This is a genomic window from Nostoc sp. (genome assembly GCF_036917275.1).
Classification (GTDB): Bacteria; Cyanobacteriota; Cyanobacteriia; order Cyanobacteriales; family Nostocaceae; genus Nostoc.
Genome location: NZ_JBALDF010000056.1, coordinates 58391 through 72917, shown reverse-complemented (window position 1 = coordinate 72917; position 14527 = coordinate 58391). Strand labels below are relative to the sequence as shown.

Sequence of the window (14527 nt, the reverse complement as noted above, 5' to 3'; positions counted from 1 at the left end):
GTGCGTAAATTGTCATTTTTGTAAATATCTGTAAAATATGAAACTTAAAATTGTTGCTACCGTCGTCCTGTTAGCTTGTTTTGGGTTTGCAGAGCAGGCCCTTGCCTTAAATCAGCTAGACTTGGATCAGTTGAAGGCAACAAGTGCCTGTCCCCGGTGTAATTTGAGTGGTGCTGACCTAACTCGACTGAATCTAACTGGAGCAAATTTGCGAGGGGCTGACTTGAGCAGCGCTACATTATCTCAAGTTAATCTCACGAATGCCGATCTCACCGGCGCAAATTTAGAAGGTGCGATTCTGAATTCGGCGAATCTCAGTGGTGCTTCCTTAACAGGAGCAAATTTGAAATCAGCATCCCTGGAAAATGCTGATCTGTCTTATGCCGGTTTGATCAGCGCCAATTTGGAAGCAGCAAACTTAAAAGATACCAAATTGCAGTTTACTAATTTTCGAGGAGCTAACTTTCGACTAACAACTCTAGCTAATGGTGTTGTCACCTCCGACAAGCCCTATGGCTGGTCGTTAGAGCGTCAAAATCCCAGAGAATGTAACGAGTTCCAACCCGAAAATACTCGAGGCACAACCTGCTACTCAAAATAACTAGCAATGGGGGATTGGGGAGCCACTGTGTTGTCCGGGTTCCCTGGCTTGTCCCTTGCGCGTCTCCCTTAGGAGAAGCAAGTGGCGTCATTAGATTAGGATAGGACTTACGCACACTCTACGAATTCTCGGCGCTCTTGGCGTCTTGGCGGTTCGATAAATTAAGCTTTTTGGCAATTTTTGCGTAAGTCCTATAGGAGTTAGGAATAGGACTTATGCAGAAGAGATCCGCCAACCCCCTTAAAAAGTTGGCTCTTTGGTTCCCTGCTTTTTAAGCTACTGTGTACACACAAGTTATCTGATTCCCAAAAAGTCCTTCAAAAGCTCACCTTGTCCTGACTTTAATCTCTCCTTACTAAGGAGAGGGATAGGTTTTGCGTAGCAAAAGCAGGTTGAGGTTTGATTGCACTATTCGATAAACCATAAATTGCATCGAGAGAGACTTGTGTGTACACAGTAGTCTTTTTAAGGGGGATCAAAGTTTCAGGTTTTCACTGTTTAAGTCATGAGTAATTATTCCTCCCCCCTGCCGCTTTGCTTCATCCTTCACTTATGGTTGTATGGCAAAAAGCATTTTGTTTGTTAACATTTCTTTATCATGGGAAAAAAGCCTATAGATTAATTAAATCGATGCTTACCCGTATTAAAGACTTAGCAGCAGAATTAGCGCCTCGCTTGATTGAAATTCGCCGCCACATCCACTCTCACCCAGAACTCAGCGGTCAGGAGTACCAAACAGCAGCCTATGTGGCTGGTGTTTTGTCTTCCAGTGGTCTGCATGTACAAGAGGGAGTTGGCAAAACGGGCGTCATTGGAGAACTGCAAGGCACTAGCCAAAATGACCGTTTATTGGCAATTCGTACCGATATGGACGCCTTGCCAATTCAAGAGGGCACCAATTTGGAATACGCCTCTGGCGCAGAGGGTATTATGCACGCTTGTGGTCATGATGTCCACACCACAGTCGGATTAGGAACAGCGATGGTGCTGTCTCAAGTTGCAGAGGAGTTGGGTGGTAAAGTGCGATTTTTATTTCAGCCAGCCGAGGAAATTGCTCAAGGGGCAAACTGGATGATGAAAGATGGCGCTATGGAAAACGTCTCGGCTGTATTAGGGGTTCATGTTTTCCCTTCTATACCCGCAGGATCTATTGGTGTGCGTTACGGAGCATTGACAGCCGCCTCTGATAATTTAGAGATTCTAATTATGGGAGAATCTGGGCACGGGGCGCGTCCCCATGAGGCAATTGATGCAATTTGGATTGCTTGCCAAGTGATTACTGCACTTCAACAAGCTATCAGCCGGACACAAAATGCCTTGCGTCCTGTAGTATTGAGCATAGGGAAGATTAATGGTGGCAAAGCGCCGAATGTAATTGCAGATAAAGTGCAATTATTAGGAACCGTGCGATCGCTCCATCCCGGAACTCGTGCCGAGCTCCCGAACTGGATTGAAAACATTGTATCTAATATCTGCCATACTTACGGGGCAAAGTATGAAGTCAATTATCACCAGGGTGTACCCAGCGTCCAAAATGATTACATCCTGACGCAATTGTTGCAATCAGCCGCCGAAGAAGCTTGGAGTAGCGATCGCGTCCAAGTTTTACTCGAACCCTCCCTTGGATCTGAAGATTTTTCTATGTATTTGGATCACGCCCCCGGTTCGATGTTTCGCTTGGGTGTAGGCTACAAAGAAAGAATCATTAACCACCCATTACACCATCCCCAATTTGAAGTCGATGAATCTGCTATTATTACCGGGGTTGTGACTATGGCCTATGCGGCTTATAAATACTGTCAGCAAAATCTTTAAACAAAAACTCCCAGCGCTGATCTGCTGGGAGTTTTTGTTTAACTAACTTTTTTTAACGGATATAGAAAGCTCGAAAGCATCCTACACATTCGCTTCATTAACAACACCTAGCTTTTGTTGAATTCTGGTCTTAGCAGCTTTGAATTCAGTAGCCAGTTGTTCACTTTGCTCAGTGCTCAAGTTGTTGCGAATGGCAGCAAACATTGTGCTTTCTTCTTGACGAATATGATCGCCAACAGCTTCCATAAGCTGTCTAACTTGATCTTTGAATTCAGATGAAGAAGGGCTGATAGCTTTAATTTGATCTAATACCCGCTTCATCTGGGCTTGTTCGTCATACAATTCTTGAGTGTTGTTTTCACCGTAGAAAGGACGTACTTTTGGATATACTACTTCCTCTTCAGCTTCAGAATGGGCAGTTAAATCCTTGTAAATTTGACCAAAGTATTCTTGGATCTTCTGTGGATTGTCGCTTTGCAGGAGTTCGGTAAATAGGGTATTTACCTTGCCATGATCGAGGCGGATAACATCTTGGATATTTATATCCTTTTTGTCGCTGCTTTGGGTAACAGCACTACCTACCACACCACTGACTGCGGCCAAAGCGTCTTGAACACGGGCCCAAATTCCTTGATCTGCATCTTGTCCAGTGAGTTCGCGGACACCGAGAATTTCTAAAATACCTTTGAGTTGCTCTTGGTGAGCGCGGTTCTCAAAATTAACGGTATTTAAAGGTGCGATCGCTAGCAAAACGTCAGCACCAACTTTTTGAGCAGCCTTGTGAATTATCAAGCCAGTGGTTACTAGTTGATGTTTCAGCAATTCATGTTGAGATACTTTGTCATACAGGCTTAACTCAGAACTTTTGAACAATTCTCTCGATTTTTCAATAAATTCTCTCACAATATTTCTTGGTTCAGCCTGAATGCCATACTGACCAATTATGGTTTCCAGAACGCCAAGATTTTTTTGATCATCATTGATAAAATTTCGGATGCGATCAGCAATTTCGGCATCAAGTCCTTCTTTCAAAAAGAGTTGCTCTTTTTCGATGACCAATTGTTGGAGTGCTTTCAGGTCTGCCAATTTCAGAGCAATAGCATTGCGTTTCGTATCATCTAAAGTAGCTACCATCAGTGTTCTCCTCGGCAGTGTTCATAATTCTTAACTGATATAACTTTGACATAGAGGTTAGGGATATTCCATCTTTCTTTTGAGCGATCGCTCTCACAACTATAGGTAGAAAAACAAGATTTTTAGTTACAAATTATGTGATTATACTTTCAGATAGATAATATTTAAATCTGTATTCTATCTCCAGGCGGATAACATTTTAATGTTAGTTTTATAAAATAATATATTTTAAATGGATAAGTATAATTAAGCATAAAATAAACCTATAGTTGCTAATAAGTGATTCATCTCTCAAAACAACAATTATCAGGACTAAAGTTTTTACTACAAACTTTAATTGATTTATACTTAGCTACTTAAATCTAAAAACTCAAATATTAATAATCTAAGATTTCTTTAAGAACGCTCTTTAAATCCACCTCAGTAGGGCGTTTTTCAAATTGTTCATGGCTATAAATCCACACAAGCTTGATTACACAATCAGTTGTATTGACTAAATACATTAATCTAATTTGTCCCGAAGCACCTTTGGATACCTTCAACTCTAGCTTGTGAAATGACCATCCTTCAGCTAATTCAATCTTTCTAGGTAAAGGTTCGTTACGAGAATTGATGGGATATTGATCCTCAATTAAATCTTCTAAAACTTCTGCAATATACTCGACAAAATCTGATCTGTAAGCTTTTGCAAGTTTTTTGAAAGAACGTCTGAAATTATCGGATTTTTCAATCGAGAAGGGAGTTGAGCCAGTCACGCACTTCTCCTTTACGAATACGAGTTGATGATTCCGAAGTACAAGCGTCCTTTAAAATTTCCTGCATTACAAATTGATAGGCAGGATGGTCACGCTCTATTTGGTCTAGTTTCTGATGTCCTAATGCTTTCAAGTCTTCAAGAAGAATTGGCTTAGTTGAGCTAGCTTCAGGTAGCAAACCTTTACGCGCCTTTTTCCAAGGAAACTCCAAGTGGGTCATACCACTAAGTTGATAAGCATGGTAGCCACCAAAATATTCCCATACTTCTTCTAGAAGTTGTCTGTTATCCTCAGGCATCTGTAACAGTAATTCTTGACTAGGAATAGGTAATTGTTTAGCTTCAAATTCACTGTAAAACCTGTAAGCCGGAGGACAAACAGGGCCATAGCGCCATGCTTGTATTTCTTCTTCAAATAATGGCTCATCATACATCGCCAAATGTAAGCTTTGCGCGTAATACAGAAGCTTTTGAACCTTCATATTGGTCATTTCTGCTTCTATACTGTCTTCGTAAGCTCTGACGATGAAGTAGCGAGCCACATTTAGACAATCAATCATAATCAGACTCGCAAATTAAGACTGGTTAACTATCTTAGCTATTTTTAACGGTCACTTACACTTACTATTTTAGTTGAAATCTCTAAAATAGTACATTTTTACTATTAAAAATTAATCTCCTAGTTCACTACCTCAACCTTTACGGTTAATTCTCCTGCTGTTTCGTCTACTTGTCTTCACCCTTTATTTCTAATTTGGTCGAGACAGCACAAAAAGGGTATGAAATTTAATCATTCGGAGGTTGGGTAGAACGTAGACAGCCAAAGGGTAGCTTCCCGTTCGCGTAGCGTCTCCGACAGGAGAAGGGTAGTGAAACCCAACATCAAGTTTCAATATTTCCAAAGCCCTTTTACGGTGACGTGTACTCAGGCGATCGCAATGCAGCCTTGACAAACCTCACCGCAATTGTGACGATTACGCTAGAATTGTTAAAGGTTCTTTACAGAGTTTTGCTAATGATACCTAATTCTGTTACAAAAGCCTAGCATTCAAATGTAAATCTCAAAACCCCCTCTAGAGTTCACCAAAAGTTTCTATGACGCTCCCAATTCGCAACGTCGCCATTATCGCCCACGTTGACCACGGTAAAACCACCCTGGTTGACGCACTCCTCAAACAATCCGGCATTTTCCGCGAAGGCGAAGACGTTCCGGATTGCGTTATGGACTCCAACGCCCTAGAACGGGAACGGGGTATTACTATCCTGTCCAAAAATACGGCGGTTCGCTACAAAGAAACACTAATTAATATTGTTGATACTCCTGGACACGCTGACTTTGGTGGCGAAGTCGAACGAGTACTCGGCATGGTTGACGGATGTCTTCTGATTGTCGATGCCAACGAAGGCCCCATGCCCCAAACACGCTTTGTCCTGAAAAAAGCTTTAGAAAAAGGGTTGCGCCCCATTGTTGTGATCAACAAAATCGACCGTGGTCAAGCTGACCCTCACATTGCTGTCGATAAAGTATTGGATCTGTTCTTGGAATTAGGGGCAGATGAAGACCAGTGTGATTTTACCTATCTGTTTGCCTCTGGTATGGCAGGTTTTGCTAAAGAAAGCTTGGAAGCAGAATCGGTAGATATGCAACCTCTTTTTAACGCAATTCTGCAACACGTTCCCTCACCAGTGGGCGACAGCAATAAGCCTCTGCAATTGCAAGTCACAACCCTAGATTATTCTGAATATCTGGGACGGATTGTTATTGGCAGAATTCACAACGGTACTATCCGCTCAGGACAACAAGCAGCTTTGGTAACAGAAGATGGCACCATTGTCAAGGGTAGAATTGCCAAGTTGATGGGCTTTGAAGGGTTGAAGCGCGTAGACCTGGAAGAAGCAACCGCAGGTTATATTGTCGCGGTGGCTGGTTTCGCTGATGCTTATATTGGGGAAACGATTACTGACCCCAATGAACCGCAAGCTTTACCACTAATCAAAGTGGATGAACCAACCTTGCAAATGACCTTCTGTGTGAATGATTCGCCCTTTGCTGGTCAAGAAGGCAAGTTGGTGACATCAAGACAAGTGCGCGATCGCCTATTCCGCGAACTTGAAACCAACGTGGCTTTGCGTGTTGAAGAAACCGATTCTCCCGATAAATTCCTCGTTTCCGGTCGTGGAGAACTCCACCTGGGTATCTTAATTGAAACCATGCGCCGGGAAGGCTTCGAGTTTCAGGTATCTCAGCCACAGGTTATTTACCGCGAAGTCAACGGCCAACCTTGCGAACCTTTTGAACTCTTGGTGTTAGACATTCCTATTGATGCTGTGGGTAGCTGTATTGAACGCCTGGGACAACGCAAAGGCGAAATGCAAGATATGCAACCAGGTAGTGGCGATCGCACCCAACTAGAGTTTGTCATTCCCGCCCGTGGATTGATTGGTTTCCGGGGTGAATTCATGCGGATGACTCGTGGCGAAGGCATCATGAACCATAGCTTCTTAGACTACCGTCAACTCAGTGGCGACATTGAAGCCCGTAACAAAGGCGTTTTAATCTCATTTGAAGAGGGTGTTTCTACCTTCTACGCCATGAGAAACGCTGAAGATAGAGGAGCATTCTTTATTACTCCTGGTACAAGGGTTTACAGAGGCATGATTGTGGGAGAACACAATCGTCCCCAAGATTTGGAACTGAATATCTGTAAGACCAAGCAGTTAACCAATCACCGCGCTGCTGGTAGCGATGAACTGGTTCAGTTGCAAGCACCGATAGACATGAGCTTAGAACGTGCTTTGGAATATATTGGCTCCGATGAATTGGTGGAAGTTACGCCCCAATCAATTCGTCTACGGAAGATGTCAAAGAAGTTGGCGAAACGCTAAGTCAAGTAATAACTTAATTAATTGAGAAAGCCCGCGGATGCGGGCTTTTTGATTTGTTAGTTACACCTACCTAATTAGGTTCGGATTCGGCTTACTATGAAAGATTAAGTGTTCAGATGTATCTTTGTAATATAATTTAACACCAGATTTTTGTGTAAATGGCGAAGGATGAACAATAATGGTCAGTTATAATAGTGCATTGAACATGGCACAAATCTCTCTAGATGTTAAAGTTGCAGAGCAACAAGTCGGTGAAGAAGAATTGCAACCTTTAACACAAGGATTTCAACTGCAATACACACATCCTCAGGGACAGCTTTATCAAGGTAATTCAATTGATTGGCTTGCATCGCTTGATAGTGAAAGCGTTGATTTAGTTTTTGCTGACCCACCTTATAACATTAAGAAAGCTGACTGGGACAACTTTGAGAACCAAGAGAAATATATTGAGTGGTCAATTCAATGGATTAGTGAAGCTTCACGTATACTAAAGTTAAGTGGCTCTTTTTATATTTGTGGTTTTTCCGAAATCTTGGCTGATTTAAAGCATCCAGCATCAAAATATTTCAAAAATTGTCGTTGGTTAATTTGGCACTATAAAAACAAGGCTAACTTAGGTAGTGATTGGGGACGTTCTCATGAAAGCATCATTCATTTTCGTAAATCTGATGCCGTTAAACTAAGTATTGACGATGTACGAATTCCTTATAGCGCGCATACATTAAAATATCCATCTCACCCGCAAGCAGAGACAAGCGCCTACGGAAAGGGAGCAATCAAGAAACATAATAATTGGACACCTAACCCAAAAGGTGCGAAGCCCAAAGACGTAATAGAGATTCCTACTACTTGTAACGGGATGGGTGAGACAACACCCCATCCAACTCAAAAGCCAGAAGAATTATTGAGAAAATTTGTTCTTGCATCATCTAAAGAAGGAGATTTGGTCATTGACCCATTTTCAGGTTCAGGAACAACTCTTGTGGTTGCAGAGCAGCTTAACCGCCGCTGGATGGGATGCGATTTAAATATTGAGTACAACTGTTGGGCAACTAGACGATTAGAAAATGTCCGTCGCATGACAAAGGAAGAATGGATAGCCTTTGATCGTAAAAATGCAGAACGAAGAGAGTCTATCCGATGAGTCTAGAGGATTTGGTAAATCACGTAGTAGACAAAGAACGTTTTCAGACTATTCAAAGCTATATTACCTTTTGTAGAAATTATCTACAATTTATAACGACGGGTTTACAAGCCAGAATTGTTTCACAAAATGAAAATCATTACCAGTTTTATCAATATCGGGATGATGGTTATTACAACATAACTCGCCCGATAAATACTCAGTTAATGTATAAGGCAGAAACATTTGATATTGCTTCTAATCAATTTTTACAAGCTCTTGAACAGTTGCGAGAGAGACAGTTACCTGATGACTCATTGAGGCAGGTTGTCATCTCTACCATCTATACAGTTCAGCAAGCTATTGGGGCAGTTCTCGACGCATTACCTTCTGGAAAGTCTAACCAAGCTCGTAAAGTGAATGGGGATCTTTTCGAGCGTCTAATTCGACTTTTGATTGCATCTCTAAACGTAGATTGCGTTTCTGGAACAGTACAAGTTCCGGTTAGAGACGAGAGCGGAGCAATATTATTTCATACTAGCTATCAGCATGACTTGTTGATTAGTCAAGACGACGATCTCAAGATAATTGGTTCGGTTAAAACTTCGAGTAAAGACCGTATTGATAAAATTTTTGTAGATAAGTTCTTATACAACAAGCTAACCAGCACTGCTTTGCCTCACATTGCAATTTTCTTAAACGATGTGCAGAGAAAAAAAGCAAAGCAGCAAAATCGTTATGGCATTAATGCAACGTTTTTGCCAGGACACTTCAAAGCTTACACCATCAAACTAAATCCACTCGATGGTGTATATTACTGCGATATTCGTCCGAATATGATTACGGATGGATTGCTTTCACAACACATCCAGACCATTGACAATTTATTTTATCGTGATATTTGGCAGTTACTCAGTAGTGATGGGCAGTCTTTGGAAGAAGTTGAAATTGAGGAAGGTGAGAACGAGGAAACCGAATAATAGTAAAGTTTATTGCGATCTAAAAATTAGATATCGATGAAAGCGCAGTTGAAAGGTTATAGGTTTGAACAACTTTTAGTTGTTGCACATACTGATAGAGAGGAAAAGATACGAATTATTAGCGCCAGAAAAGCTACTCGCCAAGAGAAGAGGTTTTATGAAGAAGGAAGTTGAAAACGAAATGGAAGATGAATTACGTCCTGAGTACGACTTCGCTCAAATGAAAGGGGGGGTTAGAGGTAAATATGTTGAGCGATATCGGACAAAAACCAACTTAGTGCTTTTAGATCCCGATGTTGCCCAAGCTTTTCCCAACGATGAAGCGGTGAATGACGCATTGAGGTTGTTAATTCAGGTCGCTCAACGTCAGCAGACCAACACAACAACATAATCGAGATCATTTCGGCTCGTAAAGCCAAACGCAAGGAAAGTGAATATTGTGAAAGCTGACCTGTTGAAAAACCACTTGTTCCAACGGCTGACCTGCTTTTACTTGTAACCAACCGAATTATGAAAAATATTGAGTTGACGCAAGGAAAAATTACAGTTTCAGAAAGCACGACTCTAGAAGAGTTCTTAAAACTTCCATACATTGAGGAGTCACCAGCTTGGGAATATATTAACAAAGAGGCAATTCAGAAACCAATGGGAGGGGCTAAACACAGTTTATTGCAAAAACGTTTAGTTGCAGTGATTGATGCGTTGGGTAGTAACTACGAAGCTTTTCCTGAATTGCGCTGTACCTGCGGTAATCGTTCAGTAGTTCCTGATGTGGTTGTTATTTCTACCAATCAACTACCACTGGATGAAAGTGGTGAGATTATTAGCAGTGGTATTAATTTTGCACCTGCTTGGGTAATAGAAATTCTCTCCCCGGCTCAAAGTCAAACTAAAGTAACTGGCAATATTTTACACTGTTTGAGAAATGGCAGTCAGCTAGGATGGTTGATTGATCCAAGTGAACACTGTATTTTAGTTTATCAGCCTAATTCTTTGCCACATTTGTTAGCAGGAAAAGATATATTACCAGTGTTAGAAGATTTAAATTTGACACTCTCTGTTGATGAAGTTTTTGCTTGGTTACAGCGGAAAAATTGACACTAATCACAATTCCAGAGTTTGCTAATCGTGTTGTCATGCCTTGCACTTATGACAAAACTCGTGAGGAAGCCATTGATAATGGCGAAGAAGTGATTAAAATGTACCTGGAAGCTTGGGAAGCAGAAGGCGAATCCATCCCTGAACTCAGCACGCTTCAAATTGCTTGACGCTTCATAAATATTACTATTATGGCTTTTTTGGCGAACCTTTGAGACACTGTGAATCTCGGGTGGTATTGGGTTAAAAAAGAAACATGAAAATCATCAAACCCATCACCAATTGGTTAGAAACCCGCGCTTGTGCCCCTGCATACGGCGGTTGGGTACTAGCAGCAACGGCTATTTGTTTTTTTGGAGCTGGTATCAATACGATGGCTGGTTGGCTGTACGCCATTAGCGGCATCAGTTTTGCCCTTTTGGGTGTAGCAGCCATCTTACCGCCGCGATCGCTCACAGGTTTATCCATCACCCGTCGTCCCATCCAACCTGTGTCAGCAGGCGATGATCTGACGGTGGAATTAGAAATCCGCAATCAGACGCAGCAGCCTGTAAGCTTATTGCAAGTCGAAGATATACTACCCTTCGTCTTAGGGAAACCAGTACAAAAAGCAATAGAAACAATTCCTAGCCAAGGCAGTTACCGTTGGGTATACTACCACCCTACCCAGCGTCGGGGCGTCTATCGTTGGCACACAGTCGAACTGGGTTCTGGTGCGCCTTTGGGATTGTTTTGGTGTCGCCGTCAACGTGATTGTGCTGCCACAGCGATCGTCTATCCCACAGTGTTACCCTTGGCTACCTGCCCCTTAGTGGATGAAATGGGGCAAGAAGAGAGCAAAAGGGGCGATCCTCGTGGTAGACCCTTGCAGACAGCGACAACAGGGCTGGTGCGATCGCTCCGTCCTTATCGCCTCGGAGATCCTACTCGTCTAATTCATTGGCGAACTAGCGCCCGCTATGGCGAATTAAGGGTGCGGGAGTTAGAAATGGTTACAGGTGGACAAGAGATAGTTATTGCCCTTGACAGCACTAGCAATTGGGAAGAAGAAAACTTTGAACAAGCAGTAATTGCCGCAGCATCACTGTATTTTTATGCACAGCAACAGCAATTAGAGGTGCAACTGTGGACAGCATCAACAAGTTTAATCAAAGGTGAGCGTTTTGTTTTAGAAACCTTAGCAGCAACCACAGCCTTAGAAGATGCCAGTTCAGTAGTTCCTAAAAGCTATCCCTTGATTTGGCTGACTCAAAACTCCCTGAGTCTTTCTACTCTTCCTCAAGGCAGTCGCTGGGTAATGTGGCCAAATATTTCCTCACCACCAGCACAAGAGGTAATCAATTGGGAACACCCTGGTATAGTTTTGCAAAGCGATGTCTCCGACGGGCTACGCCTACATTCTCTGCAACTCCAACTACAAAAAACATTACATTCATAAATCAATTCAAATTTTATAATTCCAAAAGACTGCTGACAAGTTAAGCTTCTGCGATTTCCTAGATTTTCTCTGATCCCAGCCCACCGGACATATCAGCCTTTGAGCAAAGCTAAAACAATTTGAGCAGGTAAGGTTGGGGAAAAACACCCAGTAATCCCCACATGAGGCTGAGGTACAATGCAAAGAAATATTTAAATTATGAGTCGCCGATCCACATGATCTCATCAGAAGCTAACACAAAATCCAGCGATAAAAGCCTAGAGGCAATGCGGCATTTTTCCGAACAATACGCCAAGCGGACTGGAACATACTTTTGTTCTGAACCTTCTGTTACCGCAGTTGTGATCGAGGGACTAGCCAAACATAAAGATGAACTGGGTGCGCCTTTATGTCCTTGTCGCCATTACGAAGATAAAGAGGCTGAGGTTCACGGCACATATTGGAACTGTCCCTGTGTACCAATGAGAGAACGCAAAGAGTGTCACTGCATGTTGTTCCTTACCCCTGACAACGAGTTTGCTGGAGAAAAACAAGAAATCTCTCTCGAAACAATTAAAGAAGTACGAGATAGCATGGGATGAGCCAAACCATCCCCCAAGAGTTTTGGCAAGGCGTAGAACAGTTCAATTCTGGTGAGTTCTACGCCTGTCATGACACTTTAGAAGCTTTGTGGATTGAAGCTGGCGAACCGGAAAGAACCTTTTATCAAGGCATTCTCCAAATTGCTGTAGCGCTGTATCATTTGGAGAATCGAAACTGGCGAGGTGCAGTTATTCTACTGGGAGAAGGTAGCAATCGCCTGCGGCGTTACCCATCTAGTTACAGCGGCGTTGATGTAGATGAGCTATTGAGTCAGAGCGCAGTATTGTTGACGACATTACAACAAATAGGTCCAGATAAGATTACAGCTGGTGATCTGGGTGAAAATCAAGTCTTATCTTTGCCTATAATTCTGCTAACTACTGATTAGACATCTGTTGAAATTAATTATGCGTTGCTCGAAATCCTTGGTAGGCACAATTCATGTAGACGCAAAGCGGCTTCCCGTAGGGTATTGTGCCTACGTCATTTTCACTCAAAGACCAATTACCTGAAACCTTGAGGTTGGGGGTAGCGTCACTATTTCAGCCAGTAGTTATCGTAAATCACTCCAGATTGGATATTTCATATCTGGATAAAGTACTTGGATAATTAGAATGCAAGCTGAAATCCTGAATCCCCAATTGCTATGATGCCCTGCTATCAATTGCCCATATCCCAGATGCGTCGCTTTGGATTAGCTTTAATGCTGCCAGTTACACTCTTGGGCGTCGCCTTCCCTAACCAATTGCAAACTGCTACTGCACAAACACCGAGAGAAAATCGCCCCCTCACTATCCGTGCTGATGTACAAGAATATGACGCCAAAAATCAAGTAATCACTGCTCGCGGTAACGTGCAAATGTCGTATCCGGCTCGCCAAATTCAAGCAACATCTGCCCAAGCACAGTATTTTAGTAAGGAACGCCGAATTGATTTCAGTGGCAATGTCTATATTTTGCAACAGGGCGGTAACAGTATCCGGGCGGAGAAGGTAACCTATTTAATTGATCAAGGGCGATTTGTTGCCTTACCCCAATCCAATCGTCAGGTAGAGTCCATCTACATGATCCAGGAATCAGATAATGATGGACAAACTGCAAAACCTGCTCCACAGACACCAGCATTCAAGCGTTCTAATTAGCATTTACTATCAAGAAAGGGCGCGAACAATGAAAATTGTTTTAGAGAATATTCATAAATCTTATGGCAAGCGAGTAATTGTCAATCGTGTCAATCTTTCTGTTGCTCAAGGCGAAATCGTTGGTTTACTAGGCCCCAATGGGGCTGGTAAAACCACCACCTTTTACATTGCCACAGGTTTAGAAAAACCCAATCAAGGAAAAGTTTGGCTAGGTAATGTGGACGTTACGGGAATGCCAATGCACAAAAGGGCGCGACTGGGTATTGGCTATCTAGCACAAGAACCAAGTGTTTTCCGCCAACTTTCGGTACAGGATAATATTCTGTTAGTGCTAGAGCAAACTAATGTGCCACGATGGGAGTGGACAAGACGACTCACAACTTTACTGCGAGAGTTTCGGTTGGAAAAATTAGCTAATAGCAAAGGAATTCAACTTTCTGGTGGTGAGCGACGGCGGACAGAATTAGCAAGGTCTTTAGCTGCTGGACAAGAAGGTCCAAAATTTTTGCTTTTGGATGAACCATTTGCTGGAGTTGATCCTATAGCAGTCTCAGAAATTCAGCAAATCGTCGCCCGACTGCGCGATCGCGGTATGGGAATCTTAATTACAGATCATAATGTCCGCGAAACCCTGGCGATCACCGATCGCGCCTACATCATGCGCGAGGGACAAATTCTCGCTTTTGGCGCTACTGACGAACTCTACGGCAATTCCCTTGTGCGGCAATATTATTTAGGGGATAATTTTCAAGTCTAAATTAACAATTATTTAGTTAATAATTTCAAAGGCTATTTTGATTTTTTATTCTGAGGTTGCTCCTGAACCTGGGAATTTTGCCCCAAGTCTGACCAAGCTTGATTTTGTGCAGTTTTCTAAAGAATTGGTATAAGCATGAATTTATTAGTTAACTTTAGCTATTTAAAATGAAATTTTGATCTTAAATACAGTAGATATACTTTACTTCACTAGAACTG

Annotated in this window: 16 protein-coding genes and 1 pseudogene; 14 read left to right on the top strand and 3 right to left on the bottom strand. The window is 42.3% G+C overall.

The genetic code is table 11. The features are described 5' to 3' along the window. The first annotated feature begins 37 nt into the window (after positions 1-37). Positions 38-601 (top strand): pentapeptide repeat-containing protein, encoded by a 564-nt coding sequence (locus V7K35_RS21160; RefSeq protein ID WP_298909169.1) that lies wholly within the window; start codon positions 38-40, stop codon positions 599-601. Positions 602-1231: 630 nt separating this feature from the next. Next, positions 1232-2416 carry a M20 family metallopeptidase gene (locus V7K35_RS21155; RefSeq protein ID WP_335081302.1) on the top strand — a complete coding sequence of 395 codons (1185 nt, stop codon included), beginning with the start codon at positions 1232-1234 and terminating at the stop codon, positions 2414-2416. An 81-nt stretch (positions 2417-2497) separates the two neighbouring features. Here V7K35_RS21155 and V7K35_RS21150 read toward each other — a convergent pair whose 3' ends face one another. From V7K35_RS21150 to V7K35_RS21140, 3 genes are all read right to left on the bottom strand, one after another. Continuing rightward, complete coding sequence (locus V7K35_RS21150) at positions 2498-3550, bottom strand: hemerythrin domain-containing protein (protein ID WP_335081299.1); 1053 nt, start codon at positions 3548-3550, stop codon at positions 2498-2500. Between the two features lie 377 nt (positions 3551-3927). Then, entirely contained in the window at positions 3928-4305 is a 378-nt protein-coding gene (locus V7K35_RS21145) for a hypothetical protein (protein ID WP_335081297.1), read from the bottom strand. Beyond that, complete coding sequence (locus tag V7K35_RS21140) at positions 4277-4864, bottom strand: Panacea domain-containing protein (RefSeq protein WP_335081295.1); 588 nt, start codon at positions 4862-4864, stop codon at positions 4277-4279. Before V7K35_RS21140 ends, V7K35_RS21145 begins: the two co-directional genes overlap by 29 nt. Before the next feature lie 535 nt (positions 4865-5399). Between V7K35_RS21140 and typA the strand changes: the two genes are divergently transcribed. The 12 genes and pseudogenes from typA (at position 5400) to lptB (ending at position 14309) form a co-directional block, all read left to right on the top strand. Continuing rightward, entirely contained in the window at positions 5400-7190 is a 1791-nt protein-coding gene (gene typA, locus V7K35_RS21135; protein WP_335081293.1) for a translational GTPase TypA, read from the top strand. A 178-nt stretch (positions 7191-7368) separates the two neighbouring features. Next, on the top strand, positions 7369-8334 hold the full coding sequence (locus tag V7K35_RS21130) for a DNA-methyltransferase (protein ID WP_335081291.1): 966 nt from the start codon (positions 7369-7371) through the stop codon (positions 8332-8334). After that, a complete protein-coding gene (locus V7K35_RS21125; RefSeq protein ID WP_335081289.1) occupies positions 8331-9293 on the top strand; it encodes a hypothetical protein in 963 nt (320 codons plus the stop codon). The genes V7K35_RS21130 and V7K35_RS21125 overlap by 4 nt, the downstream gene beginning before the upstream one ends. 60 nt (positions 9294-9353) lie before the next feature. Then, positions 9354-9467, top strand: a pseudogene (locus tag V7K35_RS21120) (BrnT family toxin); the annotation flags it as partial. Next, complete coding sequence (locus V7K35_RS21115; protein WP_335081284.1) at positions 9451-9684, top strand: hypothetical protein; 234 nt, start codon at positions 9451-9453, stop codon at positions 9682-9684. The pseudogene V7K35_RS21120 and the gene V7K35_RS21115, both read left to right, overlap by 17 nt. Before the next feature lie 119 nt (positions 9685-9803). Then, entirely contained in the window at positions 9804-10391 is a 588-nt protein-coding gene (locus tag V7K35_RS21110; RefSeq protein ID WP_335081281.1) for a Uma2 family endonuclease, read from the top strand. Positions 10392-10429: 38 nt separating this feature from the next. Continuing rightward, complete coding sequence (locus tag V7K35_RS21105) at positions 10430-10561, top strand: type II toxin-antitoxin system HicB family antitoxin (protein WP_442939752.1); 132 nt, start codon at positions 10430-10432, stop codon at positions 10559-10561. 86 nt (positions 10562-10647) lie between these two features. Further along, on the top strand, positions 10648-11829 hold the full coding sequence (locus tag V7K35_RS21100; protein ID WP_335081279.1) for a DUF58 domain-containing protein: 1182 nt from the start codon (positions 10648-10650) through the stop codon (positions 11827-11829). A 215-nt stretch (positions 11830-12044) separates the two neighbouring features. Continuing rightward, positions 12045-12410 carry a ferredoxin thioredoxin reductase catalytic beta subunit gene (locus tag V7K35_RS21095; protein ID WP_273762344.1) on the top strand — a complete coding sequence of 122 codons (366 nt, stop codon included), beginning with the start codon at positions 12045-12047 and terminating at the stop codon, positions 12408-12410. Further along, on the top strand, positions 12407-12799 hold the full coding sequence (locus V7K35_RS21090) for a DUF309 domain-containing protein (RefSeq protein ID WP_335081276.1): 393 nt from the start codon (positions 12407-12409) through the stop codon (positions 12797-12799). Before V7K35_RS21095 ends, V7K35_RS21090 begins: the two co-directional genes overlap by 4 nt. A 258-nt stretch (positions 12800-13057) precedes the next feature. After that, positions 13058-13552, top strand: coding sequence for an LptA/OstA family protein (locus tag V7K35_RS21085; protein ID WP_335081274.1), 495 nt, complete (start codon positions 13058-13060; stop codon positions 13550-13552). A gap of 28 nt (positions 13553-13580) precedes the next feature. Next, positions 13581-14309, top strand: a complete 729-nt coding sequence (lptB, locus tag V7K35_RS21080; protein WP_334792477.1) for an LPS export ABC transporter ATP-binding protein — start codon at positions 13581-13583, stop codon at positions 14307-14309. The last annotated feature ends 218 nt before the right edge of the window (positions 14310-14527 follow it).